This is a genomic window from Halomonas rhizosphaerae (genome assembly GCF_030012485.1).
GTDB lineage: Bacteria > Pseudomonadota > Gammaproteobacteria > Pseudomonadales > Halomonadaceae > Halomonas > Halomonas rhizosphaerae.
In genome coordinates this window covers 1-16,660 of sequence record NZ_JASCQQ010000007.1, presented here as the reverse complement: position 1 = coordinate 16,660, position 16,660 = coordinate 1, and the positions used below count along the sequence as shown (strand labels likewise).

The window sequence follows — 16,660 nt, the reverse complement described above, 5'->3', positions numbered from 1 at the left end:
CCGTCATCAGACCTGCATCAGGTCGTGTTCCTTGGACTCCAGCGCCTTGTCGATCTCGGCGATGATGCTGTCGGTGAGCTTCTGGATGGCCTCCTCGGCCTGGTGCTGCTCGTCCTCGGTGATCTCCTTCTCCTTGAGCAGCGACTTGAGATCACCGTTGGCATCGCGGCGCACGTTGCGCACCGCCACCCGGGCGTGTTCGGCCTCCTGGCGGGCCTGCTTGATGTAGCCCTTGCGGGTCTCCTCGGTGAGCATCGGCATGGGCACGCGGATCACGTTGCCGGCGCTCGCCGGGTTGAGGCCGAGATCGGAGGTCATGATGGCCTTCTCGATCTTGGGCACCATCTGCTGCTCCCAGGGCACCACGCTCAGGGTCCTGGCGTCCTCGACGTTGATCGAGGCCACCTGGTTGAGCGGCACCTGGCCGCCGTAGTAGTCCACGGTCACCGCATCCAGGATACTGGAGTGCGCCCGACCGGTACGGATCTTGTTGAAGTTCTGGTGAAGGGCCTCGAGGCTCTTCTTCATGCGACTCTGCGCATCCTTCTTGATGTCGTCGATCACTGTCTCACCCTCTGTCAATCAGCGTGCCTTCCTTGCCACCCACCACCAGGTTCAGCAGGGCACCCGGCTTGTTCATGTTGAAGACCCGCACCGGCATGTCATGGTCCCGCACCAGGCAGATGGCGGTCAAATCCATCACCCCGAGCTTCTGGTCGAGCGCGTCATCATAGGACAGCTGCTCGTACTTGACCGCATCCGAGTGCTTGACCGGGTCCTTGTCGTAGACCCCATCCACCTTGGTGGCCTTCACCACCACGTCGGCGTCGATCTCGATGCCGCGCAGGCAGGCCGCGGAGTCCGTGGTGAAGAAGGGATTGCCGGTGCCGGCCGAGAACAGTACCACGTCGCCGGACGTCAGGTAGCGGATGGCGGTACGGCGGTCGTAATGCTCCACCACGCCACTCATCGGAATCGCCGACATCACCCGCGAGCGGATGTTGGAGCGCTCCAGGGCATCGCGCATGGCCAGGGCATTCATCACCGTGGCCAGCATGCCCATGTGGTCACCGGTGACCCGGTCCATGCCCGCCTCGTGCAGGGCCGCCCCGCGAAAGAGGTTGCCGCCGCCGACGACGATGCCGACCTGGACGCCGATCCCCACCAGCTGGCCGATCTCCAGCGCCAGGCGATCCAGTACCTTGGGGTCTATGCCGAACTCGGCATCGCCGGTCAGGGCCTCGCCGGAGAGCTTGAGCAGGATACGCTTGTACTTGGACACCTCGGCGCGGGTCTTCTCGGGCTTGCTGGGGGCGGGGTGATCGGCACTGGTCATGGGGTGTCTCCCGGGTTCTCGACGCATGGGACCTGGTGGATGGCCGGATTCACCGGCCGGATACGCGAAGGCGTGCGCTCGCGCGCACGCCATCGTCACACTGGAACCTGCGACCTCAGCTGCGCTTGGCCTGTTCCATCACTTCCTTGGCGAAGTCGACCTCTTCCTTCTCGATGCCCTCGCCCACCTCGAAACGGGTGAAGCCGACCACCTCGCCGCCGGCCGCCTTGACGAACTCGGCCACGGACTGGTCCGGGTTCTTGACGAAGGGCTGCTCGGTCAGGCTGTTCTCGGCAAGGTACTTCTTCAGGCGGCCCTGGACCATCTTCTCGGCGATCTGCTCGGGCTTGCCGGCCATGTCGGGCTGGGCCAGGATGATCGCCTTCTCGGCGTCCAGCTGCTCCTGGGGCATGTCCTCGGGACGGGCCACCGCCGGGTTGATGGCGGCGACGTGCATGGCGACGTCCTTGGCCACCTCGGCGTTGCCGCCCTTGAGCACGGTCAGCACGCCGATGCGGCCGCCGTGGACGTACTCGCCGACCAGGTTGCCGTCACCGGCCTCGACCACGACGCTGCGACGCACGCCGATGTTCTCGCCGATCTTCTGCACCAGCTGCTCGCGGGCGGTCTCGAGCTCGCCGTCCATGACGGCGGCCACGTCCTCGCTCTTGGCGGCGAAGAAGGCATCGGCGATCTTCTCGGCGAACGCCTTGAAGTTGTCGTCACGGGCGACGAAGTCGGTCTCGGAGTTGATCTCGACCATCACGCCATAGCTGCCGTCCTCGGCCACGCGGGTGACCACGGTGCCCTCGGCGGCGGTGCGGCCGGCCTTCTTGGCGGCCTTGAGGCCGGAGTTCTTGCGCAGGTTCTCGATGGCCTGCTCGATGTCACCATCGGTCTCGGTGAGTGCCTTCTTGCACTCCATCATGCCGAGCCCGGTGCGCTCGCGCAGTTCCTTGACCTGGGAGGCGCTGATAGCTGCCATGGTAGTGTCCTCTGAATGGTTCGACCTGGAATGGGTAGCGGAAAAGAAGAGAAGAAAGGGGGCCTGGGCCCCCTTGCGCCTGTCCGGCGGGCCGCCACCGGAGTGGGGGTGGCGGCACGGCGACCGGCCCAGGCGGGCCGACGATCACTCGGCGGCCGCGTCGCTCTGGCTCTCTTCGGCTTCGGTGACCTCGACGAACTCGTCGGGACGACCTTCCTTCGCGCGGGCGCAGGCGTCGGCGATGGCCTTGACGTAGATCTGGATCGCGCGGATGGAGTCATCGTTGCCCGGGATCACATAGTCGACGCCGTCGGGATCGGAGTTGGTGTCCACCACGCCGATGACCGGGATGCCCAGCTTGTTCGCCTCGTTGATGGCGATGCGCTCATGGTCGACGTCGATCACGAACAGGGCATCGGGCAGGCCGCCCATTTCCTTGATGCCACCCACGGACCGCTCGAGCTTGTCCTGCTCGCGGGTCGCCATCAGCACTTCCTTCTTGGTCAGCTTCTCGAAGGTGCCGTCCTCGTGCATGGTCTCGAGGTCGCGCAGGCGCTTGATGGAGACGCGGATGGTCTTGTAGTTGGTCAGCATGCCGCCGAGCCAGCGATGGTTGACGAACGGCTGGCCGACGCGGTTGGCCTCTTCCTTGATGATCTTGCTCGCGCTGCGCTTGGTGCCGACGAACAGGATCTTGTTGTTGGCCGCTGCCATCTTCTCGACCACATCGATGGCCTCGTTGAGGGCCGGCAGGGTGTGCTCGAGGTTGATGATGTGGATCTTGTTGCGAGCGCCGAAGATGAACTTGCTCATCTTTGGGTTCCAGTACTTGGTCTGGTGACCGAAGTGAGCGCCTGCCTTCAGCAGGTCACGCATGTTGACGTGTGCCATGGATGACTCCTGGAAAATCGGGTTAGGCCTCCACGCACCCCATGGATCCGACCGCCGGAGCAACCGGCAGCACCCGGGACCATGTGACGGTGCATGTGTGATTTCAAGGCATTGCATTGATTGAGCGCACTTCCCGGGCTTCGCCGAGGCGCCGACGGGTCGACAGGGCTCCGCGATTGCAGGAAAGCGCGCAGCTTTATACCATGGATGGCCTCCGAGATGAAGTCGTCCGATGCTCGAGCCCGCCGTCCCTCGGGCGACACCACCCCTGATTCGAGATTCCATGAACGTACCCATCAAGACGCCCGACGAGATCGAGAAGATGCGCGAGGCGGGCCGCCAGGCCGCCAGCGTGTTCGAAATGATCATCCCCCACGTCAAGGCCGGCGTGAGCACCGGCGAGCTGGACCGGCTCTGCCACGACTATATCGTCGACGAACTGGGCTCCACCCCGGCGCCGCTCGACTATCACGGCTTCCCCAAGTCGATCTGCACCTCGATCAACCACGTGGTCTGCCACGGCATCCCCGATGACGCCAAGAAGCTCAAGAAGGGCGACATCATGAACATCGACATCACCGTGAAGACCGCCGACGGCTATCACGGCGACTCCAGCATGATGTTCATCATCGGCGAGACCATCCAGGGCGAGCGCCTCTGCCGGGTCACCCAGGAGTGCCTCTACCGCAGCATCGCCCTGGTGCGCCCGGGCGTACACCTCTCGGAACTGGCCCGCGCCATCCAGTCCCACGCCGAGGCCAACGGCTACTCGGTGGTGCGTGACTTCTGCGGGCACGGTATCGGCGCCGGCTTCCACGAGGATCCCCAGATCCTGCACTACGACGGCTATGCCCCCGAGGCCGACATCGCCCTCGAGGAAGGCATGTGCTTCACCATCGAGCCGATGATCAACGTCGGCGACCATCGCACCAAGGTACTGCGCGACGGCTGGACCGCCGTGACCAAGGACAGGAGCCTGACCGCCCAGTGGGAGCACACCCTGCTGGTCACCGCGACGGGGGTGGAGGTGCTCACCGCCCGCCACGACGAAGACCTCTCCTTCCTCGACCGCTGAGTCGATCGCCATGCTCCTGCACCACTACCGTTTCGTCCCCGACGACAGCCTCTTCGCTGTCGACGCCTTCCGCGCCGAGCTCGCCGGCGAGCGCTCGCCGATCGCCCCCTTCAAGGCGGCACTGCGTGGCATCCAGGCCCGCCTCGACGAGCGCTTCCGCGCCGGTGCCGACATCCGCGACCTGGTGCACGGCCGGGCCTGGTGCCTGGACCGCCTGCTGGCCATCGCCTGGGAGCAGCACGACTGGCCCGACGACGGGGTGGCGCTGCTCGCCGTGGGCGGCTACGGCCGCGGCGAGCTGCATCCCCACTCCGACATCGACCTGCTGCTGCTGCTCGAGCAGGACGACGACATGCCGTATCGCGAGCCGCTGACGGCCTTCATCACCTTCCTGTGGGACATCGGCCTGGAGATCGGCCACAGCGTGCGCTCGCTCGCCGACTGCGAGCGCGAGGCCGAGGCCGACGTGACGGTGATCACCAACCTGCTCGAGACCCGTACCCTGGCCGGGCCCGAGCACCTGCGCGAGGCGATGCAGGCACGCCTGTCCACCGACCGGCTGTGGCCGGCGGACCGCTTTTTCGAGGCCAAGTGGCAGGAGCAGATCAGCCGTCACTACCGCTACAACAACTCCGAGTACCACCTCGAGCCCAACATCAAGAGCTCGCCGGGCGGGCTGCGCGACATCCAGATGATCGGCTGGGTGGCCAAGCGCCACTTCGGCACCCAGCGCTACGAGGACCTGGTCGCCGGCGGCTTCATGAACGATCCGGAGCTGCGCATCCTCAGCCAGGGCCAGGCCTTCCTGTGGCAGGTGCGCTACGCCCTGCACATGCTCACCGACCGCGCCGAGGACCGCCTGCTGTTCGACCACCAGCGCACCATCGCCGAGCTGTTCGGCTATCGCGACACCCCGGAGCGCCTGGCCGTGGAGCAGTTCATGAAGCGCTACTATCGCCATGTCACGGCGCTGGCCGGGCTCAACGACATGCTGCTGCAGCACTTCGACGAGGCGATCCTGCACGCCGGCGAGGCGCTCACCACCGTGCCCCTCAACGAGCGCTTCGAGATCAAGGGGGGGTATATCCAGGCCCGCTCGCGCCATGTCTTCCGCCGGCGCCCCTCGGCACTCCTCGAGCTCTTCCTGCTGATGGCCGAGCACCCGGAGATCGAGGGGGTGCGTGCCGACACCATCCGCCTGATCCGCGACCACCGCCACCAGATCGATGACCTCTATCGCGACGACCTTCGCCACCAGAGCCTGTTCATGGCCCTGCTGCGCTCGGGCGGCAACGTGGCCCGCCAGCTGCGGCGCATGAACCGCTATGGGGTGCTCGGCAAGTACCTGCCCGAGTTCGGCCAGGCGGTGGGGCTGATGCAGCATGACCTCTTCCACATCTACACGGTGGACGCCCATACGCTGCGCTTGCTCAAGTGCATCCACGGCTTCCGCAAGCCCGAGGCGAAGGAGGAGTTCCCGGTCGCCGCCAACCTGATCCACCAGCTGCCCAAGCTGGAGCTCTTGTGGATCGCCGGCCTCTACCACGACATCGGCAAGGGGCGCGGCGGCGACCACTCGACCCTCGGTGCCCGGGATGCCGAGGCCTTCTGCGAGCGCCACGGGCTTTCCAGCCGCGACACGCGCCTGGTGAGCTGGCTGGTGGAGCACCACCTGATGATGTCCATGGTCGCCCAGAAGCGCGACATCACCGACCCCGACGTGATCGCCGAGTTCGCCCGCCTGGTCGGCGACGAGACGAGACTCGACTACCTCTACGTGCTGACGGTGGCCGACATCAACGCCACCAACCCGACCCTGTGGAACGGCTGGCGGGCCTCGCTGCTGCGCCAGCTGCACGGCGAGACCAAGCGCGCCCTGCGCCGCGGCCTCGAGAACCCCCTGGAGCGCGACGACTGGGTGCAGGAAACGCGCAGCGAGGCCCACTCCCTGCTGGCCTCGGTGGGCGCCGACATGGCCCGGGTCGACCGGCTCTGGGAGTCGCTGGGCGAGGACTACTTCCTGCAGTACGCGCCCAGCGAGATCGTCTGGCAGACCCAGGGCATCCTCGACCACGGCGACAGCCAGCTGCCGCTGATCCTGATCAACGCCCCCACCGACGACATGGCCGAGGGCGGCACCAAGGTCTTCATCCACACCCGCTCGGTGGACGACCTCTTCGCCGCCACCGCCGCCGCCATGGACCAGCTGGGGCTGTCGATCCACGATGCCCGCATCGCCACTTCCAGCAACGACTGGACGCTGAACACCTTCATCGTGCTGGACGACCACGGCCAGGCGATCCGCGACCGCGAGCGCATCGAGGAGATCCGCCGCCACCTGGTGGAGGAGCTCGACGACCCGGACGACTATCCGCAGATCGTCACCCGGCACACCCCGCGTCAGCTCAAGCACTTCCGCGTGCCCACCGAGGTCAGCATCGAGCAGGACCCGGCCAACGAACGCACCCTGCTCGAGCTCGTCGCGCCCGACCGCCCCGGCCTGCTGGCCCGGGTGGGCCGCATCTTCATGGAACAGGACATCGCGCTGTCGGCGGCCAAGATCGCCACCCTGGGCGAGCGGGTCGAGGACGTCTTCTTCATCACCGACAAGGCCGGTGCGCCGCTCATCGACCCGCAGCGCCAGCAGCGCCTGCGCGAGCGCCTCATCGAGGTCCTGGCCATCCCCGGCTGACGCCGACCACCGGGCACGAGGGCGGGCCGGCGTTTGAGGCCGCCCCGGGGCTTCCCTATAATCGACGCCCTGCCCGCCCGCGCGCCGCCGCCGGCACGCGGGCCATCACCGACAACGACGCCGGACGCTTGCTTCTGTCCCAGGCGCATCTGGACACCCATGAACCCCGACCTCGACGCCCTCAAGCCCTACCCCTTCGAGAAGCTCGCCGCCCTCAAGGCCGGCGTGACGCCGCCCGAGGGACTGGCGCCTATCTCGCTGACCATCGGCGAGCCGCAGCATGCGCCCTTCGCGGCGGCCCTCGAGGCGCTCACGGCCCACCGCCAGGACTTCGCCCGCTACCCGGCCACCGCCGGGACGAGCGAGCTGCGCGCGGCGATCGCCGGCTGGGCGATGCGACGCTTCGCCCTGGCCGGCCTCGACGCCGACCGCCAGGTGCTGCCGGTGAACGGCACCCGGGAGGCGATCTTCGCCTTCGTCCAGGCGGCGCTCGACCGCACCCGCCCGGCCGGCGTGGCGATGCCCAACCCCTTCTACCAGATCTACGAGGGGGCCACCCTGCTCGCCGGCGGACAGCCGCTCTACCTGGACGGCACGGCCGAGAGCGGCTTCCGGCCGGACCTGGACAGCGTGCCCGCCGAGACCTGGCGCGACGTCCAGCTGGTGTTCCTCTGCTCGCCGGCCAATCCCAGCGGGGCGGTCACGCCGTTGGCCGAGTTCGAGAAGCTCATCGCTCTGGCGGATGAACACGACTTCCTGATCGCCTCGGACGAGTGCTACTCGGAGCTCTACCTGAACGAGGCCGCTCCACCCCCGGGGCTGCTCGAGGCCTGCGCGCGCCTCGGCCGCCACGACTACCGACGCTGCCTGGTGTTCCACTCGCTCTCAAAGCGCTCCAACCTGCCGGGGCTGCGCTCCGGGTTCGTGGCCGGCGACGCCGAGCTCATCGCCCCGTTCCGGCGCTATCGCACCTACCACGGCTGCGCCATGTCGCTGCCCGTTCAGCAGGCCTCGATCACCGCCTGGAACGACGAGGCCCACGTGCGCGCCAACCGCGACGCCTACCGCGAGACGTTCGCCGCGGTGACCGAGGTCCTCGCCCCGGTGCTGGACTTCCCCGCCCCCGAGGCGAGCTTCTACCTGTGGCCGGCGGTGCCCGGCGGGGACGACGAGGCCTTCACCCGCGCGCTCCATGCCGAGGCGAACGTCAGCGTGCTGCCCGGCAGCTACATGGGCCGGGTCGGCAGCACCGGCACCAACCCCGGCAGCGGCCGGCTACGCCTGGCGCTGGTCGCCGATACGGCGGCCACGGTGGAAGCCGCCTGGCGCATCCGTCGCTTCATCGAGAGGAGTTCCTGATGCTGACGCTCTATGTGATCAAGAACTGCGACACCTGTCGCCGCGCCCGCAAGGCCCTGGATGGCAAGGGCATCCCCTACCAGGTCCATGACCTGCGCGAGGACGGCCTCTCGGCCCCGCTGCTGGAGCACATCCTGCACCGCGTGCCGGTCATGGAGGTGCTCAACAGGCGCAGTACCACCTGGCGGGAGCTCGATGACGAGGAGAAGGCCGACATCGACGCCAACAAGGCCCGCGAGCTGATGCTGGCCCACCCTACCCTGCTCAGGCGCCCGCTGCTCGATACCGGCGACGAGATCCTCGTCGGCTACCGCGACGGCGACTACGACTCACTCTAGGGCCCACCCGGGCCCTCCCCTACGCTTCCAGAGGACACCACCCCCATGCTGAGCTTTGCACTCGGAATCGGCACCCAGAATACCCAGGGCGACTGGCTGGAGATCTACTATCCGGCCCCGCTGCTCGACCCCGACGCCGGCCTGGTGGCCGCTGCCGCCAAGGTGCTCGATGCCCCCGACGGCAACGCCGCGGTCAGCTTCCTGCCCGAGCAGTGCGGCGAGCTGGCCGGCGCGCTGAAGGCCGCCGGCCACGAGGAGCAGGCCGAACTGGCCGAGACCCTGGCCGCGAGCCGGCGCCCGCTGGTGGCCATGTTCCTGGACGTGGACACCCCGCCCCAGAGCGCCCCGGAGGTCTACCTCAAGCTGCACCTGCTCTCCCACCGCCTGGTGAAGCCCCACGGCCTGGACCTCACCGGCATGTTCGGCCTGCTGCGCAACATCGCCTGGACCAGTGAGGGGGCGATCGACATCGAGGAGTTGCCGGCCCGCCGTCTCAAGGCCCGCCTGGAAGGGCGTCCGCTCTCCGTGGACTGCGTCGACAAGTTCCCCAAGATGACCGACTACGTTGTGCCCGGCGGCGTACGCATCGGCGACACCGCCCGGGTGCGCCTGGGCGCCTACCTCGGCGAGGGCACCACGGTGATGCACGAGGGCTTCGTCAACTTCAACGCCGGCACCGAGGGGCCGGGCATGATCGAGGGTCGCATCTCCGCTGGCGTGATGGTCGGCAAGGGCTCGGACCTCGGTGGTGGCTGCTCCACCATGGGCACCCTTTCCGGCGGCGGCAACATCGTCATCAAGGTGGGCGAGGGCTGCCTGATCGGCGCCAATGCCGGCATCGGCATCCCGCTGGGCGACCGCTGCACCGTGGAGGCCGGCCTCTACATTACCGCCGGTGCCAAGGTCACCCTGCTCGACGACCAGGGCCAGGAGGTCAAGACCGTGGCCGCCCGCGAACTGGCCGGCCAGGACGACCTGCTGCTGCGCCGCAACTCGCAGAACGGGCGCATCGAGTGCCTCACCAACAAGAGCGCCATCGCGCTCAATGAGGCGCTGCATGCCAACAATTGAGCCGCCCGCGCTCTCCCCGACCCTGGCGCTGGCCTTCGAGCTCATCCGGCGCCCCTCGGTGACCCCGGATGACCTGGGCTGCCAGGACCTGATGGTCGAGCGCCTCGAGGCGCTCGGCTTCCGGGTCGAGCGCCTGCCCTTCGGCGACGTGGAGAACGTCTGGGCGACCCGCGGCCACCATGGGCCACTGCTGGCCTTCGCCGGGCACACCGACGTGGTCCCCAGCGGCCCCCATACCCGCTGGGACTTCCCGCCCTTCGAGCCGTGCATCGATGAGGCGGGCATGCTGCGGGGCAGAGGCGCCGCCGACATGAAGGGCAGCCTGGCGGCGATGGTCACCGCGGTGGAGCGCTTCGTCGCGGCTCATCCGGACCACCACGGGCGCATCGGCTTTTTGATCACCTCCGACGAGGAGGGACCGGCGGTGGATGGCACCCGGGCCGTGGTCGAGCACCTGCGCGAGGCCCACGAGCGGCTCGACTACTGCATCGTCGGCGAGCCCTCCTCCACCGACCGCCTCGGGGACGTGATCAAGAACGGTCGACGCGGCTCGCTGGGCGGGGTGCTGCACATCAGGGGCATCCAGGGCCACGTGGCCTACCCGCACCTGGCGCGCAACCCCATCCACCAGGCGCTGCCGGCGCTGGACGCCCTGGCGCGGGAGCACTGGGACGCCGGCAACGCCTTCTTCCCCGCCACCAGCTTCCAGGTCTCCAATATCCGCGCGGGGACCGGCGCCACCAACGTCATCCCCGGCGACGTCGAGGTGGTATTCAACTTCCGCTTCTCCACCGAGGTGACCCATGAGCAGCTGAAGCAACGCACCGAGGCACTGCTGGAGGCCCATGGCCTCGACTATCACCTGGACTGGACGCTCAACGGCGACCCCTTCCTCACCGCCGAGGGCGAACTCGTGGAGGCCGCCGTCACCGGCGTCGAGGATGCCCTGGGACACCGCCCCGAGCTTTCCACCGCCGGTGGCACGTCCGACGGGCGCTTCATCGCCACCCTGGGCAGCCAGGTGGTCGAGCTTGGCCCCTGCAACGCCACCATCCACCAGGTCAACGAGCGAGTGCTGGCCTCGGATCTCGACGACCTCAGCCGGGTCTATGAGGCGATTCTCGCCAGACTCTTCGTCAACGGCACGGCACGGCCCTGAGGCGCCCATGCAATCCTATCCCGATATCGAGATCTACCTGGCCCACTGCGACATCGCGCGTCTGGATGCCTGGCTCCGGCAGGCCATCGGCGCCGGGCCGCTCTCGCCCGCCGGCAAGCGCCAGTGGCGCACCCTCGGCCACGCGGCGGCCGGCGAGGTGCCCGTGCTGGTGGTGGAGAAGGCCGCCGACGGCTTCGCCAGCCTGTGGCTCGACAGCCCCGAGACGCCCTGGGCGACCGACACGGCGTGTGCCCGGGAGGCCGCCGCCCGGCTGGGCTGCGAGGTACGCTGCTCGCTGGGTGGCTGGCAGCCCGGCGACGACCCGGACCGTTTCCTGCAGGTGCTGCCCGACGGCACCGAGCAGCCGATCGACTGGCCCGACTCCGGCCAGTGATTCCCCGGAACGACAACGCCCCGCGCACTCTACCAGAGCGTGCGGGGCGTCGGGGCGACGGATCGCGAGGGATTCAGGTGATGACGGTAACGTCGTCGGCCTGCAGCCCCCGCTCGTTCTGGATGACGTGGTAGCGCACCTTCTGCCCCTCGGCCAGGGTACGATGCCCCCGCCCGCGGATGGCACGGAAGTGCACGAAGACATCCTCCCCGTCGTCACGGGTAATGAAGCCGTACCCCTTGTTGACGTTGAACCACTTGACCTCGCCGATCTCGCGATCGTCATCCTCGACCTCGGCCAGGTTGACCAGCTGGGGCGTCAGGGCGTTGACCGCCAGGGTGGCGACCAGCAGCACCAGGAATACCGCGGCGGCGGCGGCGAAATAGACCACGGCCACGCCGCCGACCTGGAGGCTGGAAAACAGCTCACGGGACAGCACGCCGCCGGTGAGATGGACGAACAGGGCAATCAGCAGCGGGGCCGGCGCGGCCAGCAGCAGGCTGATGAGACTGCAACGAAACACGACCTTTCGATTCATGGACCTGTAAAACTCTCTTGTCGGGGTGAAAGGAAGGAAGAAACCATCATGATCATGAAGGTGCCACGATGAACGGCGACACCCAGCGCGAGGATTCTACCATGAGCACCGATACGACGCCTGCCGAGCTGGCACGGCGCCTCGAGGCCCTGGAGAGCCGCATCGCCTACCAGGAGCACTGGCTCGACACCCTGGACGCGGCCGTGGCCGGCCAGGAGCAGCGACTATCACGCCTCGAGCGGCTCAATGCGCTGATGAAGGAACGACTGCGCGACCAGCAACGGGCGCTGCAGGAGAACGACACGGCGACGCCTCGCCCCGAGGACGAGCTGCCGCCGCACTACTAGCCACAAGCGCCGAGCGCCGAGCGCCGAGCGCCGAGCGCCGAGCGCCGAGCGCCGAGCGCCGAGCGCCGAGCGCCGAGCGCCGAGCGCCGAGCGCCGCAGAATGATCGCTGACACCTAGCTTGTGTCAACAATTGACCCCGTTGGCTTTCACCACCAACGGGGTCAATCTTGTTTCAGCACCAACAACCCTGCCCGCCCTTGTCCGCTTGGCGCTGGGCGCTTGCGGCTTGGCGCTGCCCGAAGGGCGCTTACAGCTCGTCCAGGTAGCGCTCGGCGTCCAGCGCGGCCATGCAGCCGGTACCGGCAGAAGTCACGGCCTGGCGGTAGACATGATCCATCACGTCGCCGGCGGCGAACACACCCGGCACGCTGGTCGCGGTGGCGTTGCCGTCGAGGCCGGACTGGACCCTGATATAGCCGCCGGCCATCTCGAGCTGGCCCTCGAAGATACCGGTGTTGGGGCTGTGGCCGATGGCGATGAACAGTCCCGGGGCCGCGATCTCCTGGGTGCTGCCATCCACGGTGGACTTGAGGCGCACCCCGGTCACGCCGCTGTTGTCGCCCAGCACCTCGTCCAGGGTCTGGTTCCACTCCAGCACCACGTTGCCGTTCTCGGCCTTCTCGAACAACTTGTCCTGGAGGATCTTCTCGGCACGCAGGCTGTCCCGGCGGTGCACCAGGGTCACCTTCGAGGCGATGTTGGAGAGGTAGAGCGCCTCCTCCACGGCGGTATTGCCGCCGCCCACCACGACCACCTCCTGGTTGCGGTAGAAGAAACCGTCGCAGGTCGCACAGGCCGAGACCCCCTGCCCCATGAACTTCTGCTCCGACTCGAGGCCCAGGTAGCGGGCGCTGGCGCCAGTGGCGATGATCAGGGCGTCACAGGTGTAGGTGCCATTGTCGCCCTTGAGCGTGAAGGGGCGCTGGCGCAGTTCCACCTCGTGGACATGGTCGAAGAGCACCTCGGTATCGAAGCGCTCGGCATGGCGTTTCATGCGCTCCATCAGCTCGGGGCCCTGGACGCCGGACTCGTCCCCTGGCCAATTGTCCACATCGGTGGTGGTGGTCAGCTGGCCGCCGGCCTGGATGCCGGTGATCAGCAGGGGCTTCAGGTTGGCGCGGGCCGCATAGACGGCCGCGGTGTAACCGGCGGGGCCGGAGCCCAGGATGATCAGGCGTTCGTGACGCGCGTCGCTCATGAAATGACCTCGTGGAGTCGGGAATGGCGCAGTGGACTGGGCGATGCCGACACGAGCCGGCATGGCGCAGCCCGCGGCGAGGGCGCGGGGCTAGGATGCTGTCAGGCGAGGCGGAGCCCAGGCCCGAATCTCGCGGGTCGTGCCGGGCTAGAGCACATCGTCATCACGCCCCAGGTCGAGGGAGACCAGCTCGCCACTGGCCGGCGACACCTCGATGCGCAGCTGGATCGGCGCACAGCACTGCGGGCAGTCCTCCCAGGTGGCATGGCTGCCCTGGGAGAGGTCGACCAGCAGTTCGAACGGCGTATCGCAGTAGGGGCAGTGCACTGCCCGCGACTCGAGCTCTTCCTCGTGCATCCGGCCTCCCGTGACCATCATGCCGTATTGCAGCAATATGCGGGGGCGGGGCCGGCATTTCAAGGGCACCCGATCGGCACGCTCCCAGGCGGCGCTTGAAAAGGCCAACTATCATGACCATGTCATCAGCAAGGTGCCAGGATGGTGCCCTCACTCCCCGCGATGCGAAAGGAGGACAGACAGCATGAGCAACGAGTCCACACCGGATACCCTGCAGACGCTGGACGCCGGCGGCACGACCTACCACTACCACAGCCTGGCGAAGGCCGCCGACGCACTGGGCAACATCGACCGCCTGCCCAAGACCCTGAAGATCCTGCTGGAGAACCAGCTGCGCTTCGCCGATGACGAGAGCGTCTCCCGCGAGGACATGCAGGCGCTGGTCGACTGGCAGCAACAGGGACACTCCGACCGCGAGATCGGCTATCGCCCGGCGCGGGTGCTGATGCAGGACTTCACCGGCGTGCCCGGGGTCGTCGACCTGGCCTCCATGCGCGCCGCGGTGGAATCCCTCGGCGAGGATCCGGCCCGCATCAACCCGCTGTCGCCGGTGGACCTGGTCATCGACCACTCGGTGATGGTCGACAAGTTCGGCAACCCCACGGCGTTCAAGGACAACGTGGCCATCGAGATGGAACGCAACCACGAGCGCTACGAGTTCCTGCGCTGGGGCCAGCAGGCCTTCGACAACTTCCGCGTGGTGCCGCCCGGCACCGGCATCTGCCACCAGGTCAACCTCGAGTACCTGGGCAGGACCGTCTGGACGAAAGAGCAGGACGGCAGGACGCTGGCCTACCCGGATACCCTGGTGGGCACCGACTCCCACACCACCATGATCAACGGCCTGGGCGTGCTCGGCTGGGGCGTGGGCGGCATCGAGGCCGAAGCCGCCATGCTGGGCCAGCCGGTCTCCATGCTGATTCCCGAGGTAGTGGGCTTCAAGCTCACCGGCAAGCTGCGCGAGGGCATCACCGCCACCGACCTGGTGCTGACGGTGACCCAGATGCTGCGCAATCACGGCGTGGTGGGCAAGTTCGTCGAGTTCTATGGCGATGGCCTCAAGGACCTGCCGCTGGCCGACCGCGCCACCATCGCCAACATGGCCCCGGAGTACGGCGCCACCTGCGGCTTCTTCCCGGTGGACGACGAGACGCTGACCTACATGCGCCTCACCGGCCGCGAGGACGCCCAGCTGGCACTGGTGGAGGCCTACAGCAAGGCCCAGGGGCTGTGGCGCGAGCCCGGCGACGAGCCGGTCTTCAGCGACACCCTGGCGCTGGACATGACCGAGGTCGAGGCCAGCCTGGCGGGCCCCAAGCGGCCCCAGGACCGGGTGGCGCTCAAGGACATGAAGTCGGTCTTCGCCAAGGTCATGGAGGACGACGGCAAGCCGCTCTCCACCACCGAGAAGGGCAAGCTGATGTCCGAGGGCGGCCAGACTGCCGTGGGCGTCGAGGAGAGCTACGAACACCATGACAGCAAGGACGTGGACCTCGACGGCGAGGCCTTCCGGCTGAATCCGGGGGCCGTGGTGATCGCCGCCATCACCTCCTGCACCAACACCTCCAACCCCAGCGTGATGATGGCCGCCGGCCTGCTGGCCCGGAAGGCCCGCGAGAAGGGCCTGCACACCAAGCCCTGGGTGAAGACCTCCCTGGCACCGGGGTCCAAGGTGGTCACCGACTACCTGGTCGCCGGCGGTGTGCAGGATGACCTGAATGCCCTGGGCTTCAACCTGGTGGGCTATGGCTGCACCACCTGCATCGGCAACTCCGGCCCCCTGGCGGGCCCCATCGAGGAGGCCATCGAGGAGGGCGACCTGACCGTGGCCTCGGTGCTCTCCGGCAACCGCAACTTCGAGGGCCGGGTGCACCCGCTGGTCAAGACCAACTGGCTGGCCTCGCCGCCGCTGGTGGTGGCCTATGCCCTGGCCGGCAACGTCCAGCTCGACCTGACCCGTGATCCCCTGGGCATCGACCATCACGGCAAGCCGGTTTATCTCAGGGACCTCTGGCCCAGCCAGGCGGAGATCGCCGAGGCCGTGGAGCAGGTCAACACCGCCATGTTCCGCAAGCAGTATGCCGAGGTGTTCGACGGCGACGAGGTCTGGCAGGCCATCGAGGTGCCGCAGAGCAAGGTCTACCAGTGGTCAAAGGACTCCACCTACATCCAGCATCCCCCCTTCTTCGAGGGCATGGGACGCACGCCTCCCGCCATCGAGGACGTCAAGGACGCCCGGGTACTCGCCATGCTGGGCGATTCCGTGACCACCGACCATATCTCGCCGGCCGGCGCCATCAAGCCCGACAGCCCCGCCGGGCGCTACCTTCAGGAGCGGGGCGTGAAGCCGGTGGACTTCAACTCCTACGGGTCGCGTCGCGGCAACCACGAGGTGATGATGCGCGGCACCTTCGCCAACGTGCGCATCAGGAACGAGATGCTCGATGGCGTGGTCGGCGGCGAGACCCGCCATGTGCCCTCCGGTGAGCAGATGGCGATCTACGACGCCGCCATGACGTACCAGCAGGAGGGGACGCCGCTGGTGGTGATCGCCGGCAAGGAGTACGGCACGGGCTCCTCCCGCGACTGGGCCGCCAAGGGCACCCGCCTGCTCGGCGTGCGAGCGGTACTGGCCGAGTCCTATGAGCGCATCCACCGCTCCAACCTGATCGGCATGGGCGTGGTCCCGCTGCAGTTCCCGGAAGGCGAGAGCCGCAAGACGCTGTGCCTGACCGGCGACGAGACGGTCTCCATCGAGGGGCTCGGTGAGCTCACCCCGGGCGGCAAGGTCAAGGTGACCATCGCCTCCGACAAGGGCGAGAAGACGCTCGAGGCGCTGTGCCGCATCGATACCGCCAACGAGCTGGAGTACTACCGCCACGGCGGCATCCTCCACTACGTGCTGCGCAAGATGATCGG

Annotated in this window: 16 protein-coding genes; 9 read left to right on the top strand and 7 right to left on the bottom strand. The window is 67.8% G+C overall.

Annotated elements, in window-relative coordinates:
- Positions 1-6: 6 nt before the first annotated feature.
- The 4 genes from frr to rpsB form a co-directional block, all read right to left on the bottom strand.
- Positions 7-564 (bottom strand): ribosome recycling factor, encoded by a 558-nt coding sequence (frr, locus tag QLQ86_RS02490; protein ID WP_282734168.1) that lies wholly within the window; start codon positions 562-564, stop codon positions 7-9.
- A 4-nt stretch (positions 565-568) separates the two neighbouring features.
- Positions 569-1,336, bottom strand: a complete 768-nt coding sequence (gene pyrH, locus QLQ86_RS02485; RefSeq protein ID WP_282734167.1) for a UMP kinase — start codon at positions 1,334-1,336, stop codon at positions 569-571.
- A 115-nt stretch (positions 1,337-1,451) separates the two neighbouring features.
- On the bottom strand, positions 1,452-2,321 hold the full coding sequence (gene tsf, locus QLQ86_RS02480; protein ID WP_106231404.1) for a translation elongation factor Ts: 870 nt from the start codon (positions 2,319-2,321) through the stop codon (positions 1,452-1,454).
- Between the two features lie 144 nt (positions 2,322-2,465).
- Positions 2,466-3,212, bottom strand: a complete 747-nt coding sequence (rpsB, locus tag QLQ86_RS02475) for a 30S ribosomal protein S2 (RefSeq protein WP_282734164.1) — start codon at positions 3,210-3,212, stop codon at positions 2,466-2,468.
- A gap of 283 nt (positions 3,213-3,495) precedes the next feature.
- On the opposite strand from rpsB, the gene map reads away from it, so the two are divergent.
- From map to QLQ86_RS02440, 7 genes are all read left to right on the top strand, one after another.
- A complete protein-coding gene (map, locus tag QLQ86_RS02470; protein WP_282815809.1) occupies positions 3,496-4,287 on the top strand; it encodes a type I methionyl aminopeptidase in 792 nt (263 codons plus the stop codon).
- 10 nt (positions 4,288-4,297) lie between these two features.
- A complete protein-coding gene (locus QLQ86_RS02465; RefSeq protein ID WP_282815808.1) occupies positions 4,298-6,979 on the top strand; it encodes a [protein-PII] uridylyltransferase in 2,682 nt (893 codons plus the stop codon).
- Positions 6,980-7,138: 159 nt separating this feature from the next.
- Positions 7,139-8,338: a succinyldiaminopimelate transaminase gene (gene dapC, locus QLQ86_RS02460; protein WP_282815807.1), complete on the top strand. Its 1,200-nt coding sequence runs from the start codon at positions 7,139-7,141 to the stop codon at positions 8,336-8,338.
- Positions 8,338-8,676 carry an arsenate reductase gene (locus QLQ86_RS02455; RefSeq protein WP_282734160.1) on the top strand — a complete coding sequence of 113 codons (339 nt, stop codon included), beginning with the start codon at positions 8,338-8,340 and terminating at the stop codon, positions 8,674-8,676. The genes dapC and QLQ86_RS02455 overlap by 1 nt, the downstream gene beginning before the upstream one ends.
- Positions 8,677-8,721: 45 nt before the next feature.
- Entirely contained in the window at positions 8,722-9,747 is a 1,026-nt protein-coding gene (dapD, locus tag QLQ86_RS02450; protein ID WP_282734159.1) for a 2,3,4,5-tetrahydropyridine-2,6-dicarboxylate N-succinyltransferase, read from the top strand.
- Positions 9,734-10,906 (top strand): succinyl-diaminopimelate desuccinylase, encoded by a 1,173-nt coding sequence (dapE, locus tag QLQ86_RS02445; protein ID WP_282734158.1) that lies wholly within the window; start codon positions 9,734-9,736, stop codon positions 10,904-10,906. Before dapD ends, dapE begins: the two co-directional genes overlap by 14 nt.
- A 7-nt stretch (positions 10,907-10,913) precedes the next feature.
- Positions 10,914-11,300, top strand: coding sequence for a hypothetical protein (locus QLQ86_RS02440; protein ID WP_282734157.1), 387 nt, complete (start codon positions 10,914-10,916; stop codon positions 11,298-11,300).
- 73 nt (positions 11,301-11,373) lie between these two features.
- On the opposite strand, the gene QLQ86_RS02435 is transcribed toward QLQ86_RS02440, so the two are convergent.
- Positions 11,374-11,838 (bottom strand): cold-shock protein, encoded by a 465-nt coding sequence (locus QLQ86_RS02435; RefSeq protein ID WP_106231396.1) that lies wholly within the window; start codon positions 11,836-11,838, stop codon positions 11,374-11,376.
- A 101-nt stretch (positions 11,839-11,939) separates the two neighbouring features.
- Here QLQ86_RS02435 and QLQ86_RS02430 point away from each other — a divergent pair, with 101 nt between their 5' ends.
- Positions 11,940-12,185: a SlyX family protein gene (locus tag QLQ86_RS02430; RefSeq protein ID WP_282815806.1), complete on the top strand. Its 246-nt coding sequence runs from the start codon at positions 11,940-11,942 to the stop codon at positions 12,183-12,185.
- Between the two features lie 248 nt (positions 12,186-12,433).
- Here the strand turns inward: QLQ86_RS02430 and trxB are convergent, their stop codons facing one another.
- Together trxB and QLQ86_RS02420 are read right to left on the bottom strand one after the other, a co-directional pair.
- Positions 12,434-13,384 (bottom strand): thioredoxin-disulfide reductase, encoded by a 951-nt coding sequence (gene trxB / locus QLQ86_RS02425; protein ID WP_282734155.1) that lies wholly within the window; start codon positions 13,382-13,384, stop codon positions 12,434-12,436.
- A gap of 147 nt (positions 13,385-13,531) precedes the next feature.
- A complete protein-coding gene (locus QLQ86_RS02420) occupies positions 13,532-13,741 on the bottom strand; it encodes a CPXCG motif-containing cysteine-rich protein (RefSeq protein ID WP_282734154.1) in 210 nt (69 codons plus the stop codon).
- 184 nt (positions 13,742-13,925) lie between these two features.
- Between QLQ86_RS02420 and acnA the strand changes: the two genes are divergently transcribed.
- Positions 13,926-16,660, top strand: a 2,735-nt coding sequence (gene acnA, locus QLQ86_RS02415; protein WP_282815805.1) for an aconitate hydratase AcnA, incomplete at its 3' end; no start/stop codon positions are given.